The sequence below is a fragment of the Halomonas sp. TH-94 genome (assembly GCF_057473365.1).
Map to the genome: position 1 here is coordinate 16084 of NZ_JBYCKL010000017.1, position 19740 is coordinate 35823.

Here is a 19740-nt window from a genome sequence, read left to right on the forward strand (position 1 = left end):
AATTCCAACAATCGGGATGTACGTTAATGACTAATCCCGAAAAACAGGACAATCCGATGTCAGAACAACGCCTAGGCCTCAATGAATTCGAAGCTGCACTGGCCGTGGCACGCAGGGCCTCGTTTCGACAGGCGGCTATCGAACTCGGTATTTCAACCACCGCTTTGAGCAACACCATTGCCAAACTGGAGGCGAATCTCGGCACGCGGCTGTTCAATCGCACGACACGCAGCGTATCTCTGACCGAAGCAGGCAAGATGTACGTAGACCGTGTTGGTCCGGCATTGCAGGATTTACGCGGTGCGCTGGAAGCAGTGCGATCCCACAGCGCCGGACCTACGGGTGTCTTGCGTATCAATGCGTTTGCCAGCGCCGCACGTGAAGCTCTTCTTCCGCTAGTGTTGGAGTTTCTGCGACGTCACCCACAAGTACATATCGACCTTGTTACTGAAGGTCGCCTGGTTGACATCGTCTCTGAAGGGTTCGATCTCGGTGTGCGGTCTGCGAACCTCGTACCCAGTGACATGATCGCGATTCCTCTTGGTAAGCCGCAACGCTATGCAGTGGTTGGATCGCCAGCGTATTTCGATACTTATGGCCGGCCCAGTTCGCCGTCTGATCTCCTTTTTCACAACTGCGTACGCATCCGCCTCCCAAATGGCGCGATCTATCCATGGCATTTCGAGCGTGCTGGAGATGTGGCTAGAGTCGAAGTGAGCGGGCAGCTCACACTGGACGAAGCAAATCTCGCCAAGACTGTCGTACAGCAAGGCGTTGGGCTCGGCTTTTTTATGGAACAAGACGTATACCGCGAAATCGAGGCGGGCGAGTTCGAGCGAGTATTGGAAGACTGGACCCCGCCCAGAGATGCCCTGTGTCTTTACTACCCGAACCGCCACAACCCGTCCGCAGCGCTCAAGGCGTTCACCACCTTGGCCCGCGCTAACTATGGGGGAAGGCCAATAGGCGCCAAAACCCAGCTTGCAAACGAGCACATTCCCTCAGCCTAGACGCCCCCCGCACACCCACAGCAGCAACCAACGTAAGCCAAAAAGACGAGAGCCAGCGCAATGCGCTGGCTCTTGATGTGGCTACCCTGCTGAGCGGGCCGCCCTTGCTTGGCAAACGCCTACACCGAAGCGTCTAGAAATCGAAAAACACCGTCTCGCCTTCGCCCTGCAGCTTGATGTCGAGTCGGTAGCGGACCTTGCCGTCGGCCTCTTCGCGCTTGGCGATGAGGGTCTGGCGGCGGGTCGGCGATTCGATGCGGGAGAGCACTGGGCACGTTTCGTTGGCCTCGGCTTCGTCCTCGAAGTAGAGCCGGGTCTGCAGGTGGACGTTCACGCGCGTTCTCAGTTGACTAGTCGCAGCTTGAGGCGAGAAGCTCCTCCACTTGATCGAGAAACACGGCAAGCTCGCCTTGCTTGCCGACATCATTCTCCCGCCATTCGTCCATCGGCCTGATCATCGCTAGCTCGCGGGCGCTCTGCGCCAGTTCCTCCAGCTTACCATCGGTTATGCCGCGGCCGAGCAGGTAGTACTGCCCCCATCGGGTAAAGGCCAGAATCCACATCGAGACTACGAGGGCGTCATCCCACCGAGTCCAGTCTGAGGTGCTAGCGAGAGGCTGTTGCACGGTCCGCTGCTGCCGCTTCAGGATCGCCTGCATCGACTTCAGACTGGCCTGCTGTTGCTCGGGGGTGCTATATGCGAAGAGAAAAGCAGTAATATTAGTCACTTGACCTTCACGCGTTAAGTCAAACAGCCGCGGCGGCTGTGCCGGCCCTATTAAAGAAACCAGTTCGTGAACCCAGATTTCGCAAGCGTCATCGGTGTTAGCGCGATCATTCTGCAACAAGGGAAAGATCACATCCTGGAAAAGCCACGGCTCAGCCCAAGCCAGTTGCCGCATATGCCCGCGCATGGAATCGACCAAGTTCCGCAGTTCTTCGGTGGAAATGGTTGTCGGTAGTGCCTCATGAAGCGCCGCAACTAACCCTTTGTAAATCTCATTTTTTTTCTGGCTCTTTGTAGCGCGGTTAGCCATCCAGCCTAGGGCCCGTACTTGCTCAGAGCCGGGAAACGCGCCGACCGCCTGCAGTACATAGTCGAGCCCCCCTGACTCCTCAAGCTGCCGCTCAATCGCGTTCAGCCCCATCCATTGCAGCAGACCATTATCGCTGCGAACTAGGCGGTCCCGTTGCGCCTCAGTAATGTCGAACTGTACCGACAGAGCAATTTCGCTAGCGATTTGGCTCAATAGGGATAGGCGCACCACGTCAGAGCCTTGAGGTTCCGTTGGCACGCAGGCCATCTGGGCTTCGGCAATCTCCAGCAGAACGTCGGGAACATACCACCACAAGAACTTGGTGGCGAAGTACTCCGGCCAGGTCAAGGCTGTGTACTTTGTTACATGACATAAGTGATGCGGGTGATAAGAGCTGTGTAGAAGGGTCTCGACCGATTCTCGAAAAAGCCGAGAGTCCGTCACGGCCAATTCCTTGTCCATGTGGTCATACGAGCGATTGAACGATGAAATGAGGAATTGCGCCAAAAAGTCTAAAAACCCAGACTCGGATTCAAGTGCGCGAAAGTGGCTGTCCTCATTGTGTGAATGTGCGAGTACCTCACCAAGCACCTCCCAGGCCAACGTGAAGCCCGAGAAGTCGCCCACCTGCCGGTCCAGACAATTACGCAGGCCCTCCGTCTCAGGCAAAGCGAGTGACTCATTCTTGAGCAGATTCAGCACCGCCATCCGTTCTTTCAAAGGATCGCCACTCAAGCCTTGTAGAGAGCGCTCGCCGGTCCAGACACTTAACACGTCGCCTGCCTGGGCCTTCTCGAGAAAGCGCAGTGGTTCGTAGCGGCGCGGCGCCGTCGGCAATGCCGTTGAGTCGAAGAGGTTCTGTATAGAAGGATTCGAGGTTTGACCTTCGGGCGCGGCCTCCTGTATCAGCCCGACCTTATATTTCTCAACCTGGAGCAGAATATCCTCAGGTATTGGGGTAACCATTAAGGGATAGTTTTCGGCGGCTTTCTGAAATGAGTTGGACAGATTGAAACCTGCGACCGGTAGCCTGTCCGGCCCCATGACCAAGATGTAGCGATCATGTAGCCTACCTTCTTTAAGGCCATAGATACGCAGCTTTATCCGTTTCAATAGGTGGCGGTTCTGCTCGCAGTTTGCCAACAGATTGTTAATTCCTCCCTGGGTGGTCTTGTCAGATTTGCGACGCAGAGGCTTATCTTCCTTGGTAGGCTTTGGAAGGGACCTAAAGACAATATAGTCGGTATTCGGCGCAGCACAGAGCAATAACAGGCCTAGGCCAATGTCCTCGAAAAAGGGATCAAAAATTACTATCTGATGCTGCTGCTGATACTTTTTTAGCAGTCCCCGGAACCACTCCACGAATTGCAGCCGCCCCTCGCCGTCGCCCAACCCGTAGCGCAGGAAGAATCGCCCTTCTGACTTCGGCGGATGGAGCCGTGAAAAAAGGGATACGAGTTCGCGGTTGGCTGGGACCCAGGGATCCGCCTCACGCCCGCCGATGCGATTGGTGAGTCCCTGATCGCCTCGATTGATCGTTAACGCTGCCTTCGTCCGTGCCGACATAGACGGTCGTGAGGTTTTTTCCAACCAGTCGAACTTGACAAGGCTAGCCCTGTGGCCAATCACATGGCTCTGAAAGCTGATTTCCCGAACGTACCCTATCTGCCAACGACAACACAACCTACCTTCTCCTGGGTGGCTATCATGAACACCAAAGACTTCCATTTCAGTGCTGTCGGTCCTGGCTCGCAACTGATCATCTAGTTCGAACTTACACTCGAACGCGCCTTCAGCATCGCGCTTTGCTATGGCAAACCCCGAGTAGGCGATTTGGCCGCCGTTCGTGATGCTCAGGCGGAATTGGAAGCCACTGTAGTGTGGTACTTGCATTGGATTAAAACGGGCGACTAGGGCGCACGGATCATCTTCCCAGCTCACGCTCAGCAAGCTCCGCTCTAAGTCATCCAGCGCAGGAAAGACCAGCAGCTCAAGATCACCGATCCGAGCTGTATCCGTGCCACCGAAGTCCAGACCAGTATCCGCGCTAAGATGTTTGACCGCCGATTCAATCAAGGCGGCGTCGTAGTCCTGACCCAGGCGGAACAGGGCACCCTTGTCGGTCTGGGTGATCGAAGCGCTTAAGGCCCCAGCTCCACCATGTGGGCTGGATAGCGAACTTCGGTCATATGCGTCGCGATTGAGCAAGTAGGCGACGGGCCGGTAGACCAGGTCGGCAGCGAGCGAAGTCGCTCCGAATTGGGCTTTTAACTTGTTCGAGAGCCCGAGTTTTAGCTCTTCGCTGATTGCTGAGATAGTTCGACCTGTACTCAAACGCCGTAGGAGTTCCGCACAGTGGATACTTTTTACGTACAGATTGAGCCGGGTAATCTTTGCCTTGACTTGACCGACGGTTAGAAAATTATCGTTGTCGCTAAAAGACCAGCAATCACTGGAATGACTGTAGGGAAGCAGGCGACCATAGAGGACCCGATTTTCAACTGACTGGCCGGACTTAATTTGCAATATCCACAGCTGCAGTGCGCAGTGACGGGCATCCTTCGAGAACAGCCGCGCCAGACGGCCGTCATTGAGCAGGTCATCAAGCACAGGAGACTTTGATTCCTTGCAAGCGCCTCTCCTCATTCCCATGTTGGCTCCAATATTAAAATAAACCGCCTAATTTAATACTGACCTCGGTGAGCACCGAACTCCGGCTACAAAATAGACACTTGTTTATAGCCTATACGCCCAAGCAGACCTGCACCAGAGGCCCAGATCAACGTAAGCCTAAAAGCCAGGAGCCAGCGCAATGCGCTGGCTCTTGATGTGGCGACCCTGCTGAGCGGGCCGCCCTTGCTTGGCAAACGCCTACACCGAAGCGTCTAGAAATCGAAGAACACCGTCTCACCTTCGCCCTGCAGCTTGATGTCGAGTCGGTAGCGGACCTTGCCGTCGGCCTCTTCGCGCTTGGCGATGAGGGTCTGGCGCCGGGTCGGCGATTCGATGCGGGAGAGCACCGGGCACGTTTCGTTGGCCTCAGCTTCGTCCTCGAAGTAGAGCCGGGTCTGCAGGTGGACGTTCACGCCGCGTGCGAAAACGGACAGGTTGATGTGCGGCGCCATGGGCTGACCGTTGGGGTGGGCCACCTGGCCCGGCTTGACGGTCTTGAGCGACCATTCGCTGCCGTGGTCGAAGGTGGTGGCGGTGCGCCCGAAGCTGTTGAACGGCTTCTTCAGGTCGTACTCGGCCTGGTATACGCCGTTGGCGTCGGCCTGCCAGGCTTCGAGGAAGGCGTCGCGCACCAGGTCGCCGTTGCCGTCGATCACGGTACCCACGACTTCAATCAGCTCACCCTCGGCCCCTTCTCGGGCCATCTCGTTCCAGATCTCTTCGTCGCGGGTCGGGTTGCCGGCGGCGGCCAGGGCCAGGCCGATATGCACGTAGGGACCGGCGGTCTGGGAGGCGGTCTCGCGCAGCATCAGTTCGCTCGCGGGAACGGTATTCGGTTGTTTCATGTCATTTCCCCTCACTGATTTTCGAACCCGTTCATTGGTTTTCGAAATAGGTCTGCAGCTCGCCGCGTACCACCAGATCGAAGCGGTAGGCCAGACAGTCCATGGGCTTGCTGCGCGCCATGTCGAGGCGTCCGATCATGGTCTCGACCGCGGCCGGGTCCTTGATGGTGTGGACGATGGGGCACAGCGGAATCAGCGGATCGCCTTCGAAGTACATCTGGGTGATCAGGCGGGTGGAGATCGAGGGGCCCATCACCGAGACGTGTATGTGCGAGGGGCGCCAGCTGTTGGGATCGTTGGGCCAGGGGTACGGGCCGGGCTTGATGGTGCGGAAATGGTACCAGCCCTGCTCGTCGGTCAGGGTGCGGCCCACGCCGCCGAAGTTCGGGTCCAGCGGGGCGAGGTAGCGGTCGTTCTTGTGGCGGTAGCGCCCGCCGGCGTTGGCCTGCCACATCTCCACCAGGGTGTGCGGCACCGGTTTGCCGAACTGATCGACCACGCGGCCGAACATGATGATGCGTTCGCCCACCGGGAGCCCCTGGCCCTGGGCCGGGTCCTGACGGAAGTTCAGCAGCAGGTCGTTGTCGTGAGGGCCCATGCGCAGGTGGCGGAAGTCGGGGCCGGTGAGCTCGGAGGCGCTGGCTTGCTGCATGCTGACCAGCGCCTGCTGCGGCGAGCGGGCCACGGTGGTCTTGTAGCCGGGGGCGTAGGCCGGGGGGTGCCAGTTACGGTCGCGCTCTACGAAGCGCTTGTTGTGATCTTGCATGTCGGTCGTCTCTTGGGGAGAGTGGTCTTGTCTCGCCCAGTGTGGCGTCTTGCCGCAGGCCCGCCAATTGACGACTCGGGCACCCCTCATAACCGCTGGGTTATGTTGCAGCGCCACTTTGATGGCGGGACGAGCCACTCCCCGAGCTGCGGCCCGCGCTCACCTCGCGCAGCACTTCGCAGAAGGCCTCCAGCGCCAGCGAGGGCTGCATGCTGGCGTTGTAGCACACCCCCACGGAGCCGCCGCGGGGCTCCAGCTCGATGCCGAGACGACTCAGCCGCCCCGCCGCCAGGTCCTCGGCCACGGCCTCTTCGGGCACGACCCAGATCGCATCGCTCTCCAGGGTGTAGGCACGGCTGATGGGCAGCGAAAGCGTTTCCAGCCGCTGGCTCATCAGTGTCAACGAATGACGCACGCAGAAGCTGTCGACCTGCTGGCGCAGGGTGGTCTGGGGCGGCGGCAGCACCCAGGGGAACTCGGCCAGGCGCGCGGCTGCGAGCGGCGCGATGCCGGCCAGCGGATGGCCGCTGCGCACGCACAGCAGCAGCGGTTCGTAGTAGAGGTGCTCGAAGGCCAGATCGCGAATCTCGCGGGCCTCGGTCATGCGCCCCACCACCAGATCGAGCTCGCCGCGGCGCAGGCGCGAGAGCAGGAAGGCGCTGGAGCCGGTTACCACGTTGACGCCCACCGCGTTCTGCCCGCCGGGCGCGGCGTGCCAGCGGCGTATGGCCTCGGGCAGCAGCCGGCTCTCCACCGTGGAGAGCGCTCCCACGCGCAGGTCGTGAGCGCCCAGGTGAACGTCGCCGACCGCGGCCACGCCCTCTTCCAGCGCACGCATGGCAGGCCCAGCGTGGCGCAGCAGGGTCAGGCCCGCCTGGGTCAGCGCCACGCCCTGGGGCGTGCGCTCGAACAGCGACGCAGCGAGGCTCTCTTCAAGCTCGCGAATGGTCTTGGAAATGCCCGGCTGGGTGATGGCCAGGCGCTCGGCGGCCCGGGCGAAGCTGCGCTGGCGGGCCACTTCGAGGAAGGCCTGCAGATGGCGCAGCTTGATACGGGCGTTGAGCATGGGGGTTCCTCATCATCACGATGCCGATCATCGCCGAATGTCGCTCAGACGATACACCAGCACCATGTAAGCGGCGAGCCGCCCGGCTCAGGCGTACCCAGACCAGCGCTGAGTCGTATCGCGAGCAAAACAGCTAGTCAATCTCCCCGCCCCAGCCCAGCTCCTTGGCAAGTGCAAACGCATGGTTCGCTGCCGGCACGCCGGCGTAGATCGCCACGTGCATCAGTACCTGTCGCAGCTCGGCCTCGGAGAGACCGATGCGCTTGGCGGTCTTGAGGTGCAGCGTGAGCTCCTCGCGGCCCAGGGCGGCGAGGATGCCGGTGGTGATCAGGCTGCGCTCGCGGCGGGTCAGGTCGTCGTTGCTCCACAGCTCGCCCCAGGCCAGCCGGGTGATCATCTGCTGGAACGGCGCATCGAGACTGTTGGCGTTTTCGGTGGAACGGGCGACGTGCGCCTCGCCGAGCACCTGCTTACGGGTGGCAAGGCCGGTGGCGTAGTCCACGCCGTTGGCTCCCACGTCGCCCAGCACCGGCGCCAGGAAGGCCAGCAACTTCTCGGCAAAGAGCCCCGGGCGCTCCACTGAGGGCACGTGGCCGACACCTTGTAGAATCTCGAGCGGGGCGCCGTCGAGTTCGGCGGCCAGCGCCTCCAGGGTGGCCGGTGGCGTGGCGAGATCTTCACTGCCGCCGAGCAGCTGCACCTTGAGGCCCGGATGCTCAGCAAGCGGGCCGGAGAGCTTGCCGCTAAAGGCATGGCTGCCGAGCATTTCGCACAGGCGCGCATAGGATTCGTCGTCGCTGCGGCCCATCTGGGTACACCAGCCGTCCTTGAGCGCCGGTTCGGCCTCGAAGCAGGCCGGCGCGAACCAGCGCGGCACGATCTCGCCGGACATGGCCGCCAGGCCTTCGCTGCGCACACGCCCGGCGCGGGTGGACCACAGTTCGGCGGTGCCGATCACCGCGCCGGTGTTGGTCAGGGTGGCCGAGAGCAGGCACTGGGCGTGCTCACTGATCAACTGCTGGCCGACTACGCCGCCGATGGAGGTGCCGACGAAGTGAAACTGCGACGCCCCGGCATGCTCGGCCAGCACCAGCGCCTCGCGGGCCAGCGCCGCCGGAGTGATTTCGCCACCCGCCTCCGGCCAGGCCTGGCTGGCACCGTGGCCCGGCAGGTCCCAGGTCAGCACGCGGTAGCGCGGCAGCAGCGCCAGCAGCAGGTCGTCCCATACCGCCTGGCTCATGCCCAGCGGATGCGCCAGCACCACCAGCGGCAGCGCCTCGGGGCCGAGCAGGCGATAGGCGACGCTGCGGCCGTCGACGTTCAGAAATGCCATGTTCCTTCTCCCTGCAGTGCAACGGGAAAAGCCGGCAGTTCATCACCACCGGCCTCGGTTCATACTTTCAGTCTCGCTTAAGTGCGCTCAATCAGGGTAGCGATACCCTGCCCCACGCCTACGCACATGGTGCACAGCGCGTAGCGCTTGCCGGTGCGCTGCAGCTCGTGAGCGGCGGTGAGCAGCAGGCGCGCGCCGGACATACCCAGCGGGTGGCCCAGGGCAATGGCGCCGCCGTTGGGGTTGACCCGCGGGTCGTCGTCGGCGAGTCCCAGGTCCCGCGTGCAGGCCAGCGCCTGGGCGGCGAAGGCCTCGTTGAACTCGAACACGTCGATCTCGTCCATGGTAACGCCGGTGCGCTCGAGCAGCTTGCGCACCGCCGGCACCGGGCCGTAGCCCATGATGCGCGGCTCGACGCCGGCTGTGGCCATGCCGATGATCCTGGCCATGGGCTTGAGGCCCTGCTGCTCCACCGCGGCCTGGCTGGCCACTAGCATGGCGGCGGCGCCGTCGTTGACGCCGGAGGCGTTGCCCGCGGTGATGCTGCCGCCCTCGCGGAAGGGCGTCGGCAGGCCGGCCAGCTTATCCAGGGTGGTCTCCCGCGGGTGCTCGTCGGTATCGAACACCAGCGGCTCCTGCTTGCGCCGGGGAATCTCGATCGGCGTGATCTCGATGGCGAAGCGGCCCGCCTTTTGGGCGGCGGCGGTCTTTTGCTGGGAGCGCAGTGCGAAGGCGTCCTGATCCTCGCGGGAGATATTGAACTGCTCGGCGACGTTCTCGGCGGTCTCCGGCATGGAGTCGATACCGTAGGCCTTCTTCATCAGCGGATTGACGAAGCGCCAGCCGATGGTGGTGTCCTCGATCTTCTGGCCGCGAGAAAAGGCGCCGTCGGCCTTGCCCAGCACATAGGGCGCGCGGGACATGGACTCCACGCCGCCGGCCAGGGCCAGCTCCATCTCGCCGGCCTTGATGGCGCGGAAGGCGGTGCCCACCGCGTCCATGCCGGAGCCGCACAGGCGGTTCATGGTGGTGCCGGGCACCGAGGTGGGCAGGCCCGCCAGCAGCGCCGACATGCGCGCCACGTTGCGGTTGTCCTCGCCGGCCTGGTTGGCGCAGCCCATGAAGACCTCTTCGATGGCGGCCGGGTCGAGATCCGGCGCATCATTCAGCACCGCCTTGAAGATGGTGGCGGCGAAGTCGTCGGGGCGCACGCTTGCCAGGGTGCCGCCGAAGCGGCCGATGGCCGTGCGCCGCGGGTGGCAAAGGAATACGTCGGTCATGGGACTCTCCTGTTCGGCTTACTGAACGCTATGAGCGCGCTCGGTGCGAGCCTTCAATTCACGCAGGATCTCGAGTTCGTTGGCGCTCGGCTCCGGCGTGGCCTCGAGGGTGTCGGCGAAGCGAATTTCCCAGCCGGTGGCCTCGATCACCTCTTCGCGGCTCACGCCCGGGTGCAACGAAACCACCACCAGCTCCCGGGTCTCGGGGTCGGGCTTCATCACGCACAGGTCGGTGATGACCCGCGTGGGCCCCTTGCCGATGTTGGGCACGCCGTCGCGGCCCTTGCCGTCACGGCCGAAGCCCAGCGTGGTGATGAAGTCCACGTCCTTCACGAAGGCACGCTTGGAGTGCTTCAGGGTGATGAAGACCTCGCCGGCGTTGGTGGCGATCTCCGGCGCACCGCCGCCGCCCGGCAGGCGCACCTTGGGCTCGCGGTAGTCGCCGATCAGGGTGGTATTGAGGTTGCAGTAGCGGTCGATCTGCGCGGTGCCGAGGAAGCCCACGTCGACCTTGCCGCCTTGCAGCCAGTAGCGGAACATCTCTGGCACCGAAACGGTGGTCAGCGCCGTCTCGGCCAGCTCGCCGTCGCCGATGGAGAGCGGCAGCACGTCGGGTTTTGTCTGCAGGGTGCCGGATTCGTAGATCAGCACCACGTCGGGAGCGTGGGTCAGGCGCGCCAGGTTGGCCGCCTCGCTGGGCAAACCGATGCCGACGAAGCAGGTCATGCCGTTCTCCAGGGCACGCGCCGCGGTAACGGTCATCATTTCCGCCGAGGTGTAGTCGAGGCTCATCAGGCGTTCCCCCCTGCATTCATGATGTTCTCTTCGATCCACCGGGTGAAGGTGTCGCGGTCGCGGGCGATGCCATCCCACTCCTTATAGAAGGCGTTGTTGCGCGGATAGTAGCCGTGGGCATAGGAGGGCAGCGAGCCCTTCTCGGCCACGGCAACGGCGCTGATGGCCCAGCCCGGGATGATGCAGGCGTTGGGGTGATAGTCGGCCTCGCTACGCAGGTCATCGACGATCTCCTCCACCGTGACGATGCTCTGCTTCGCCGCTAGCACGGCTTCCTTCTGCACGCCGACGATGCCTTCCACCAGCACGTTGCCGGCGCGGTCGGCCTTCTGTGCGTGAACGATGGAGACGTCCGGGCGCACCGAAGGCACCGCCGCCAGGCGTTCGCCGGTGAACGGGCACTCGATGAACTTGATCTGGTCGTTGACGCTGGGCAGCTCGCTGCCCACGTAGCCGCGCAGTACGGCCAGCGGCAGCCCGGCGGCACCGGCCTCGAAGGCGCAGGCCATGGCGGCGTGGCTGTGCTCGAGAATCTCGACCTTGTGCGGCCAGCCCTTCTCCACCGCGTCGCGCAGACGGTGCAGCGAGCCCACGCCGGGGTTGCCGCCCCAGGAGAAGATCACCTTCTTGGCACAGCCGGCCCCGATCATCTGGTCGTAGATCAGGTCCGGGGTCATGCGGATCAGGGTCAGGTCACGCTTCTTCTGGCGGATCACTTCGTGACCGGCGGCGAAAGGAATCAGATGAGTGAAGCCCTCCATGGCCACGGTGGCACCGTCTTTGACGTAGCGGGCCACCGCGTCACGGAGGCTCAGGAATTCGGCCATGGTGTTCTCCTGGGCGCTCTGGTTAAAGTTCGAATAACGAACTTTGTTTTGTGATGCGAACAAGTTACCGCCAAGCCTCTCGGTCGTCAAATTGTCGACGCCGAAAAAAACGAGGGGCAGCCAGGCCACCCCTCGTTGGGTTCAATGAAAGCGATGGGTTTTCAGGGGATTATTCGTGTTGAAGCCAGGCAACGGCGCGCCGCACCTGGGCCCGACCGCTACCAAGGTATAAGGAAGGGTCGGTCGCCTGACGCAGGGCCTCCGCATCCACCCGCCCCAGCAGCTCGGGGTGGACCTGCAGCGCCTCGGCGTATTCGATCCGCTGCAGGCGAGCCGTTTCGGCCGCCTCGGCGCTGATGCGCTTGGCCCCCTGCTGACCCAGCGTTGGCGCCAGCAGGCGCGACACCGGCTCCGCCATGATGCCGCCGCCGGTGGCCGACAGGTTGCGGCGCATGGCCTCGGGGTGCACCTCGAGGCCTTCGAGCAGCACGGCGGCCTGTTCCAGCGCCCCCTCCACCAGCAGGGCGCCGTCGATCAGCGGCGTCCACTCGGCGTGCCACTCGCCCAGACCGCGTTCAAGCGGCTGGGCGTGGGCGTTCAGAATGACCGAGGCATGTCCATGGACCTGACGCGCTGCAGCGCGAATCAGTGCGCAGCGCACCGGGTTGCGCTTGTGCGGCATGGAGGAGGACTCCCCCATGCCTTCGCCGCCGGGCTCGCTCACTTCGCCCACCTCCGTCTGGGTCAGCAGCGCGACATCCAGCGCCAGCTTTTCGGCCGCCCCGGCCACGGCATCCAGCGCCGTGGCCAATGCATGAATCGGCTGGCGGTCGGTGTGCCAGGGGAGCACCGGGACGCTCAGACCGAGCCGCGCCGCCAGCTCATCCATGATCTCGAGCCCAAGCCCGTCCAGGCCCGGTTCGTCCAAACCGGAGTGGACGCCCACGGCGCCGCCGAACTGAACCGGCAGCTCAATCTGGGACAGGCGACGACGGGCCTGCTCGAGCCCGATGGCCCAGTGCGCCACCTTGACTCCGAAGGTGATCGGCAGCGCCTGCTGCATCAGGGTGCGCCCCACCATCACCGTGGCCTCGTGGGCCTGCATCAGCGCGACCGCAGCGGTACGACAGCGCAGCAGCAGCGCATTCAGTGCCGTCAAACGCGGCTTGACCAGCAGCATCAGCGCCGAGTCGATCACGTCTTGGCTGGTCGCCCCCAGATGAAAATGACTCTGCAGCTCAGCGGGCAATGCCGCGCGGGCCTGTTTGACGAAGGGGATCGCCGCGTTGCCGCCGCTGGCCACGCCGGCGCCAATGGCCGCGATGTCGAAAGCGTGCCCGGCGAGCGCATGACGCATTTGCTCCGCCGTTCCCTCGGGTAAAAGCGCTCGGGACTCCTGCACTTCGGCCAGGGCGAACTCGAAGGCCAGCATGCCCGACACCATGGCCTGGCCGTCGCACTCCGTCAGTGCGGTTTGGCTCATGAAAGGATGCTGAAGCAGAGCGTCGGACATATCATGTCTCCCTCGAATAAAGACTCGGACTCCCGGCTTAGCCCAAAGTCGAACAAGTGTTCGTGATTCGAACACTATGCTAGATTGGGTGCTACTCGGGAGCAACTCACGATAACGGAACGACAATGACACCAGAGGAAGAGGTTCTCAGCCCAGACGACCGCGACTTCGTCACCGCCCTGGCAAGCGGCCTGGAGGTCATTCTGGCCTTCAACGAGGCGCACCCGCGCATGACGCTGAGCGAGGTGGCGGCGCGCACCGGTATGAACCGCGCCCGCGCCCGGCGCTTCCTGCTCACACTGCATGCCCTTGGCTACGTACGCAAGCAGGGTCGCAACTTCGAGCTGGCACCGCGGGTATTGCAGCTCGGCTACGCGTTTCTCTCCGCCAACAACTACCGTAGCGTGATCCAGCAGGTGCTGGAGGACATTACCGCCGAGAGCGGCGAATCTTCCTCCCTTGGGGTGCTCGACGGCGACGAGGTCACCTACGTGGCGCGCTCCTCCGCCCGCCACCGGCTGATGGCCATTACGCTTTCGGTCGGCACCCGGCTGCCCGCCGCCCACACCTCCATGGGGCGAGCGCTGCTGGCCCAGCTTCCCGACGCCGAGCTGGATGCCTTTCTCGAGCGGGTGACGCTTGAGCGCTACACCGACAAGACCGTGACCGACAAGGCGCAGTTGAAGAAGTGCATTCTCAAGGTGCGCCAGCAGGGCTACGCCATTGCCGATCAGGAGCTGGATTCCGGGCTGCGTTCGCTGGCGGTGCCGGCCTTCGACGCCAACGGCAAGCTGCTGGGCGCCATCAACATCAGCACCAACGCCGCACGCATCGATCTCGACACTCTGATGAAAGAGTACCTGCCGCTGTTGCAGCAGAAGGCACGCGAGATTCGCACGACGGTCAGTTGACGAAACGGCGAATGAATTTTCTTGAACACCGTTCTAAAATAGTAATTTTGCCAAGCGAGATTTTCCATGGCGGGCAGCCTGATCGAACGCACCCTGGGCGTGCTTGAAGCCCTCTCAGAAGATGCCAATGGCTTGCCGCTGCTGGTCATCGCAGAGCGTCTGGGCATTCCCAAGAGTGCCGCCCATCGCATCTGCCACGAGTTGATCCGCCTCGGCCACGTACGTCAGGACGCTGCCAGTCAACGCTATCAGCTTACTACCCGCCTGGTGGCCCTGAGCTTTCGCTATCTCTCCAGCACCGGTGCCAGCGATATCGTACAACCCATCCTCGACCGCCTGGCCGAGCAGAGCGGCGAGCTGGTGCGCCTTTCGATAATCGAGGGCAACCGATTGACCTGGATTGCCAAGGCCCAAGGAGCACGCAGCGGCCTGCGCTATGACCCCGACATGGGCAAGGAGGCACCGCTGTTCTGCACCGCCAGCGGTCACGCCTGGCTGGCCGCGCTCAGCGACGAGCAGGCCCTAGCGCTGGTGGATACCCAGGGTATGGAAACCGATCACCCGCTGGGGCCCAATGCGCCACGTACCAAAGAGGCACTGCTCGACCACCTGCGCCAAACCCGCGAGCGGGGATACAGCTGGACCCACGACAGCATGGGTCCCGGCACCGCTGCCATGGCGGCCTTGGTACGCCACCCCCTGGATGGGCATCCCCAAGGCGTCCTCAGCATTGCCGGGCCCAGCGTGCGGCTCGACGCCGAGCGGGTGAAGGAACTGGGACAAGCGCTGGTAACCGCCGCCCAGGAGCTCTCGCAGGCCACGCCCACCTCGCAACTCTTCACCTGACGCACTGCGTTGGTTTCGTGAGCGAGCCGGGCATGTGCCTCGGCCCGCTCGCACTCGCCGCGGCAAGGAGGCCCCATGCTGGAGATACTCGCCATCACCACGCCGATCTTCCTGTTGATCGGTGCCGGCTACCTGGCCATGGGAACTCGACTGGTGAACCGGGAGCAGATGCAGGGCGTGGCCACCTTCGTGCTCTATTTCGCCCTGCCGGCGCTGGTGATCCGCGCCCTGACCCAGAATCCTCTCGACGAGGTCTTGCAACCTCACTACCTGCTTGCCTACGGCCTCGGCTCGCTGGCGGTATTTGCCTTCGCCCTGCTGCTGACTCTCGGCCTGCAGCGCAAGCCGCTCAGCGAGGGAGCCATCCACGCCTTGGGCATGTCTGCTTCCAACAGCGGCTTCATCGGTTTTCCGGTCGCGGCCATGGTGTTGGGGGCCTCCCCAGCGGCCGTTTTCCTGGCGCTGAACATGCTGATCGAGAATCTACTGATCATCCCCATGGCTCTAATCCTTGCTGAAGTAGGCCGTCAGCGCGGTGCCGGCATTGGCACCGCAGCACGTAAAACGCTCATGCGCTTGGTGCGCAACCCCATCCTGCTGGGCCTGGCGCTGGGTCTGCTGCTGGCGGTGACCGAAACCACCCTGCCCCGGCCACTGGCGCAAGCCGTCGATATGCTGGCCAACGCTTCCGGCCCCGCAGCGCTGTTCGTCATCGGCGGCACGCTTTTCGGTCTTCAGGTACGCGGCATGATGAGCGACGTGGGGCAGATCGTGGCCGGCAAGCTGCTGCTCCATCCGCTTGCGGTGCTCGCTATCTTCCTGCTGATGCCCGAGGTGGATCCCATGCTGCTGGCCGGTGCCCTGTTGTTTGCCTGCGCCCCCATGATCAGCGTCTTTCCCTTGTTGGGGCAACGCTACGAAATGGCGGGGGTCAGCGCCGCCACTCTCATGGTGGCCACCTTGGCTGCCTTCTTCAGCCTCAGTCTGGCCATCGGGCTGATGAAGGCGTTCGGCTTGCTGCCTCTCGGCTGAGAATGCCGTCCATGCCCGCTCCGTCCGACAGTTTATTTGCCTGCTATTGAAAAAACTGGAACATAGTTCTAAATTCATCGAGAGCACGCCCCTGCGAAGGCTATCCGTTAGCCTGCTACCATTAAGCTTTTTAAAGAGATACTCAAGGCCATGACGACCACCGCCGCTACCGGGACTGCAGACCGTCCGCTGCTGGGCATTGCCTTCATGCTGGGGGCCGGTCTGTTGTTCACGCTGCTCGACACCGGGGTCAAGTGGCTCACCCAAAGCTACTCGCCGGTACAGGTGGTCTGGGCCCGCTATGCCGGCCACATGCTGGTGCTGGGGGGCTACCTGCTGATGCTGGGCTGGCCTCGTTGCCGAGTGATAATGGCGTCCGTCGAATCGCTCCCGGGGCAGTTCGTGCGCGGCTTGCTGTTGCTAGCCGCCAGTACCTTCGCCTTTCTGGCCTTTCGTGAGCTGCCGCTACTGCAGGTCTATGTGATCAATTTCAGCTCGCCGCTGCTGGTCACCCTGCTGGCCATTCCGCTCCTGGGCGAGCGTGTGACCTTGGCTCGGGGCGCAGCGGTGGCGGCCGGTTTCGTCGGCGTGGTGATTGCGGTGGGGCCCGTCGACTGGCGTGCCCAGCCCGCCGCCCTGCTGCCCTTCGGCATGGCGCTCTGTTTTGCGCTCTATCAACTGGCCACACGACGCTTCGGGCGTAACGACCACCCGTTGGCGTCGCTATTTTATGCAGGATTGGCCGGCGCCATGGTCAGCTCCGTGGTGGTGCCGTTCTTCTGGACGCCCATCGCCGGCGGCGACGTCCCGCTGTTCTTGGTGGTCGGAGCCCTGGGGGCCGTCAGCCAACTCGCCCTGATCATGGCCATGCGCTGCGCCCCGGCATCGCTGGTGTCGCCCTTCCTTTATCTACAGATCGTCTGGGCCACAGTGTCGGGCTATCTGGTGTTCAGCGACGTGCCTCTGTTGGAGACCTACCTGGGTGCCGTGCTGATCATCGGTGCGGGCATCTTCCTGGCCACCCGCAAACGCTGAGTGCCGGTGCTTGCGGCCGGCACCTCAGGACTCTCTCAGAAGCTCACGACGGTAGTGGGTGTAGAGAGTAGTGGCCTGCGCATCCACAGCGTCGCGCTTGCCGTCGTCCTCGCAAAACCGCTTGAAGGCGTCGACACCCTGGAACACGAACAGGCCCACACCGCTCATCACCTCGGCACCGGCCGCCTTGGCGGCGGCGACGAACTCGGTGACTGCCGGCACGTAGACGGCATCGAAGATCCAGTGGTGCGCCGCCACCAGCGCCTTGGGCAGCGGGCAGCCAGGGCTCTTCTCGTGACCGATGGGCGTACAGTTCACCAGGCCGTTACAGGCCGGCACCGTCTCGGCCAGCTGCTCGGGCATGATGATGGAGGCATCGAAGCCTTGGGCCTTTAGCTCCTCGGCCAGCCGTTTCGATTTGGCCGGGTCCAGGTCCATCAGCACCACCTCCGATGCGCCGAGCCGGCCCAGGCCAAAGGCCACCGCCTTGCCCACGCCGCCGGTGCCGAGCACCAGGACGCGCCCGGGGTGACGCTGGCCCAACGTGGCGCGAAAGCCGCTGATGAAGCCGGTGAAGTCAGTATTATCGGCAAAAATTCCATCCGCCTCGAAGACCAGAGTATTGGCAGCACCCACCATCCGCGCGCCCTCGCTGGCATGATCGGCCAGGCGCACGGCGTCTTCCTTCCAGGGGTAGGTGACGTTGACGCCCCGGTATCCCTCAGCCATCACCTTTCGTACCTGGCTCTCCAGCGAAGCGATGGACTGTTCGTTGGCATCGAACAGGTCGTAAGTGGTGGCAATGCCGGTCAGCCTACCAAGCCGCACGTGCAGGTCCGGCGAGCTGGAGTTCATGATGGCCTTGCCGATCAATCCGAGTTTCATACTTTTCTCCTCTCTTGAACGCTGGGCGTGCGTTCAACCGGACTTCGCTTGGGCCGCGAGACGTATGCCCGCATTGGCTTCACCGAATTTCTGATAGCGACCGCGGCGCTCGACGATCTCGAAGAAGAAGCGCCCCGAGAAGGTCTCGGTATAGACGTGGAGAAAATCGCCCTCTTCATTGCGATCGAACAGGATGTTGCGGGAGCGCATGGCCTCGAGCAGTGCCGGGTCGACCTCGAAGCGTGCTTCGAGGTCGTCGTAGTAGTTGCGCGGTATCCGCAGCAGTGGCAATCCACGCGCCAGCAGTTCGTCGACGGTGGCGATAAGATCGTTGCTCTCAAAGGCGATCTGCTGCACACCGCCGCGAAACTCGCTGAGGAAGCGCCCAGGCTGGGTCTCCTGAGCCTGGGAGACGGTGAGCGGCAGGCGAATGCTACGGTCTGGGCTCACTACCGCCTGGCTGACCATCATGCCGTGCGGGTCGACGATTTCATTCTCGGCTTCGGCGGCGAAGCCGAATACGGTGCGATAGAAAAGCTGCCAGCTCAGCAATTGGGTGGCCGGCAGAACATAGGAGAGATGGTCGATGCGAACCATCCCCGCCTCGTTCCGGCTTTTCTGGTCGAACAGCTCGAAGTCGGTGCGCCACTGCAGATCGTCTGCCGCCGACTCGTCGACCAGGTAGATCAGGCTGCCTTCGACGCCACGTATCGCGGGGATCTCCATCTCGCCTTCGCTTACCTGACTTCGGAACAGCGGTGCCTTGAAGGCGCGCGCCCGCTCCAGGGCCAACTGCACATCGTCGACCCGGAAGCCCACGGCACACACCGAGGTGCCGTGCAGAAGACGAAAGGTATGAGCAAAACTGTCGGTCTCGAAATTGAGCACCAGGTGGATCTCGCCCTGTTTCCACAGTTCCACGTTCTTGGAACGGTGACGCCCCACATGGCGAAAGCCCAGCGCATCGATGAACTCGCCCAAGGGAGCGGCGCTCTCTTCGTCGAGGGTGAACTCGATGAAATGCACACCGTGGTAGTTCGGTGCCTGAGGCACGGTGCCCGCAGGCCCGTGCCGGTCCAGGTGCTCGAGCCAGATCAGCGAGCGCAGCCCATCCAGCGCAGTGATGTCGGCGGGTGCGGCACGGAAGGCATCGCTGAAAATTTCGAGCGACAAGGGGCCGTCATATCCCGCCTTGTTCAACGCCGCCATGAATGCCTGTAGCGGCAGGCGCCCCTGGCCGGGAAAACAGCGGAAATGGCGACTCCACTGGAGGACGTCCATTTCGAGCAGCGGCGCGTCGGCCAATTGAACGAAGAAGATCTTCTCTCTGGGAATTTTGGCAATCGTGGAGAGGTCGTGGCCGCGCGAAAGGATGTGGAAGCTGTCGAGTACCACGCCGAGGTTGGGGTGGTCGGCGCGCCGCACCACTTCCCAGGCATCGCGGTAGTCGGAGATATGGCGTCCCCAGGCCAACGCCTCGAAGCCAATGCGCAGATTTCGCCTGGCCGCCCGCTCGGCCAGCTCACGCAGGTCATTCACGGCCTGTTCCATATCGTCACTGGCCTGGGGCGATACATTGCTGCAGACGAGCATGAAATCGGTGCCGAGCTGCTCCATCAGGTCGAACTTGCGCTCGGCCCGCTGCAGGTTGCGGCTGCGCTGCGGCTCGGGCATGGCCTCGAAGTCGCGGAACGGCTGGAAGGCCACGATAGCCAACCCCAGACGCTCGCAGAGCTGGCGCACCTCCTCAGGCGACCCGTCGAAGGAGAGCAGGTCATTCTCGAAGATTTCCACTCCCTCGAAGCCCGCCCGAGCGATGGCTTCAAGTTTCGTCCTTAGGTCGCCGCTCAAGCAGACCGTGGCAATGGCACGCATCCTCTACCTCT

16 protein-coding genes and 1 pseudogene are annotated in these 19740 nt (G+C 63.0%); 5 read left to right on the forward strand and 12 right to left on the reverse strand.

The window, feature by feature from the left end; genetic code table 11:
- The first annotated feature begins 26 nt into the window (after positions 1-26).
- A complete protein-coding gene (locus AC2VNO_RS03070) occupies positions 27-1010 on the forward strand; it encodes a LysR family transcriptional regulator (RefSeq protein WP_486932767.1) in 984 nt (327 codons plus the stop codon).
- Positions 1011-1143: 133 nt separating this feature from the next.
- On the opposite strand, the pseudogene AC2VNO_RS03075 reads toward AC2VNO_RS03070, so the two are convergent.
- The 10 genes and pseudogenes from AC2VNO_RS03075 to AC2VNO_RS03120 form a co-directional block, all read right to left on the reverse strand.
- A pseudogene (locus AC2VNO_RS03075) lies at positions 1144-1344 on the reverse strand (protocatechuate 3,4-dioxygenase subunit alpha); the annotation flags it as partial.
- Positions 1345-1360: 16 nt separating this feature from the next.
- A complete protein-coding gene (locus AC2VNO_RS03080; RefSeq protein ID WP_486932768.1) occupies positions 1361-4657 on the reverse strand; it encodes a VPA1262 family protein in 3297 nt (1098 codons plus the stop codon).
- 275 nt (positions 4658-4932) lie between these two features.
- A complete protein-coding gene (pcaG, locus tag AC2VNO_RS03085; RefSeq protein ID WP_486932769.1) occupies positions 4933-5565 on the reverse strand; it encodes a protocatechuate 3,4-dioxygenase subunit alpha in 633 nt (210 codons plus the stop codon).
- 31 nt (positions 5566-5596) lie between these two features.
- On the reverse strand, positions 5597-6331 hold the full coding sequence (gene pcaH, locus AC2VNO_RS03090; RefSeq protein WP_486932770.1) for a protocatechuate 3,4-dioxygenase subunit beta: 735 nt from the start codon (positions 6329-6331) through the stop codon (positions 5597-5599).
- A 100-nt stretch (positions 6332-6431) separates the two neighbouring features.
- Complete coding sequence (gene pcaQ, locus AC2VNO_RS03095; RefSeq protein ID WP_486932771.1) at positions 6432-7397, reverse strand: pca operon transcription factor PcaQ; 966 nt, start codon at positions 7395-7397, stop codon at positions 6432-6434.
- 133 nt (positions 7398-7530) lie between these two features.
- Positions 7531-8730, reverse strand: coding sequence for an alpha/beta fold hydrolase (locus AC2VNO_RS03100; RefSeq protein ID WP_486932772.1), 1200 nt, complete (start codon positions 8728-8730; stop codon positions 7531-7533).
- A gap of 77 nt (positions 8731-8807) precedes the next feature.
- A complete protein-coding gene (gene pcaF, locus AC2VNO_RS03105; RefSeq protein WP_486932773.1) occupies positions 8808-10010 on the reverse strand; it encodes a 3-oxoadipyl-CoA thiolase in 1203 nt (400 codons plus the stop codon).
- A gap of 18 nt (positions 10011-10028) precedes the next feature.
- Entirely contained in the window at positions 10029-10802 is a 774-nt protein-coding gene (locus tag AC2VNO_RS03110) for a CoA-transferase subunit beta (protein ID WP_486932774.1), read from the reverse strand.
- A complete protein-coding gene (locus tag AC2VNO_RS03115) occupies positions 10802-11632 on the reverse strand; it encodes a CoA transferase subunit A (RefSeq protein WP_486932775.1) in 831 nt (276 codons plus the stop codon). The genes AC2VNO_RS03110 and AC2VNO_RS03115 overlap by 1 nt, the downstream gene beginning before the upstream one ends.
- A 169-nt stretch (positions 11633-11801) precedes the next feature.
- Entirely contained in the window at positions 11802-13145 is a 1344-nt protein-coding gene (locus AC2VNO_RS03120; protein ID WP_486932776.1) for a class-II fumarase/aspartase family protein, read from the reverse strand.
- Between the two features lie 125 nt (positions 13146-13270).
- Between AC2VNO_RS03120 and AC2VNO_RS03125 the strand changes: the two genes are divergently transcribed.
- The 4 genes from AC2VNO_RS03125 (at position 13271) to AC2VNO_RS03140 (ending at position 16969) form a co-directional block, all read left to right on the forward strand.
- A complete protein-coding gene (locus AC2VNO_RS03125) occupies positions 13271-14056 on the forward strand; it encodes an IclR family transcriptional regulator domain-containing protein (protein WP_486932777.1) in 786 nt (261 codons plus the stop codon).
- A 66-nt stretch (positions 14057-14122) separates the two neighbouring features.
- Positions 14123-14902: an IclR family transcriptional regulator gene (locus AC2VNO_RS03130; RefSeq protein WP_486932778.1), complete on the forward strand. Its 780-nt coding sequence runs from the start codon at positions 14123-14125 to the stop codon at positions 14900-14902.
- 75 nt (positions 14903-14977) lie between these two features.
- Positions 14978-15934 (forward strand): AEC family transporter, encoded by a 957-nt coding sequence (locus tag AC2VNO_RS03135; protein ID WP_486932779.1) that lies wholly within the window; start codon positions 14978-14980, stop codon positions 15932-15934.
- Positions 15935-16084: 150 nt separating this feature from the next.
- Positions 16085-16969: a DMT family transporter gene (locus AC2VNO_RS03140; RefSeq protein ID WP_486932780.1), complete on the forward strand. Its 885-nt coding sequence runs from the start codon at positions 16085-16087 to the stop codon at positions 16967-16969.
- Between the two features lie 24 nt (positions 16970-16993).
- Here the strand turns inward: AC2VNO_RS03140 and AC2VNO_RS03145 are convergent, their stop codons facing one another.
- Both AC2VNO_RS03145 and AC2VNO_RS03150 read right to left on the reverse strand, forming a co-directional pair.
- A complete protein-coding gene (locus AC2VNO_RS03145; RefSeq protein ID WP_486932781.1) occupies positions 16994-17854 on the reverse strand; it encodes a shikimate dehydrogenase family protein in 861 nt (286 codons plus the stop codon).
- Positions 17855-17887: 33 nt separating this feature from the next.
- Positions 17888-19729, reverse strand: coding sequence for a bifunctional sugar phosphate isomerase/epimerase/4-hydroxyphenylpyruvate dioxygenase family protein (locus tag AC2VNO_RS03150; RefSeq protein WP_486932782.1), 1842 nt, complete (start codon positions 19727-19729; stop codon positions 17888-17890).
- Between the last annotated feature and the right edge of the window lie 11 nt (positions 19730-19740).

Coding starts and splice junctions, on each gene's coding strand:
- AC2VNO_RS03070 (WP_486932767.1), top strand. CDS start 27: ATGACTAATCCCGAAAAACAGGACAATCCGATGTCAGAACAACGCCTA.
- pcaF (WP_486932773.1), bottom strand. CDS start 10,010: ATGACCGACGTATTCCTTTGCCACCCGCGGCGCACGGCCATCGGCCGC.
- AC2VNO_RS03115 (WP_486932775.1), bottom strand. CDS start 11,632: ATGGCCGAATTCCTGAGCCTCCGTGACGCGGTGGCCCGCTACGTCAAA.
- AC2VNO_RS03145 (WP_486932781.1), bottom strand. CDS start 17,854: ATGAAACTCGGATTGATCGGCAAGGCCATCATGAACTCCAGCTCGCCG.
- AC2VNO_RS03120 (WP_486932776.1), bottom strand. CDS start 13,145: ATGTCCGACGCTCTGCTTCAGCATCCTTTCATGAGCCAAACCGCACTG.
- AC2VNO_RS03110 (WP_486932774.1), bottom strand. CDS start 10,802: ATGAGCCTCGACTACACCTCGGCGGAAATGATGACCGTTACCGCGGCG.
- AC2VNO_RS03140 (WP_486932780.1), top strand. CDS start 16,085: ATGACGACCACCGCCGCTACCGGGACTGCAGACCGTCCGCTGCTGGGC.
- AC2VNO_RS03125 (WP_486932777.1), top strand. CDS start 13,271: ATGACACCAGAGGAAGAGGTTCTCAGCCCAGACGACCGCGACTTCGTC.
- AC2VNO_RS03100 (WP_486932772.1), bottom strand. CDS start 8,730: ATGGCATTTCTGAACGTCGACGGCCGCAGCGTCGCCTATCGCCTGCTC.
- pcaQ (WP_486932771.1), bottom strand. CDS start 7,397: ATGCTCAACGCCCGTATCAAGCTGCGCCATCTGCAGGCCTTCCTCGAA.
- pcaG (WP_486932769.1), bottom strand. CDS start 5,565: ATGAAACAACCGAATACCGTTCCCGCGAGCGAACTGATGCTGCGCGAG.
- pcaH (WP_486932770.1), bottom strand. CDS start 6,331: ATGCAAGATCACAACAAGCGCTTCGTAGAGCGCGACCGTAACTGGCAC.
- AC2VNO_RS03135 (WP_486932779.1), top strand. CDS start 14,978: ATGCTGGAGATACTCGCCATCACCACGCCGATCTTCCTGTTGATCGGT.
- AC2VNO_RS03130 (WP_486932778.1), top strand. CDS start 14,123: ATGGCGGGCAGCCTGATCGAACGCACCCTGGGCGTGCTTGAAGCCCTC.
- AC2VNO_RS03150 (WP_486932782.1), bottom strand. CDS start 19,729: ATGCGTGCCATTGCCACGGTCTGCTTGAGCGGCGACCTAAGGACGAAA.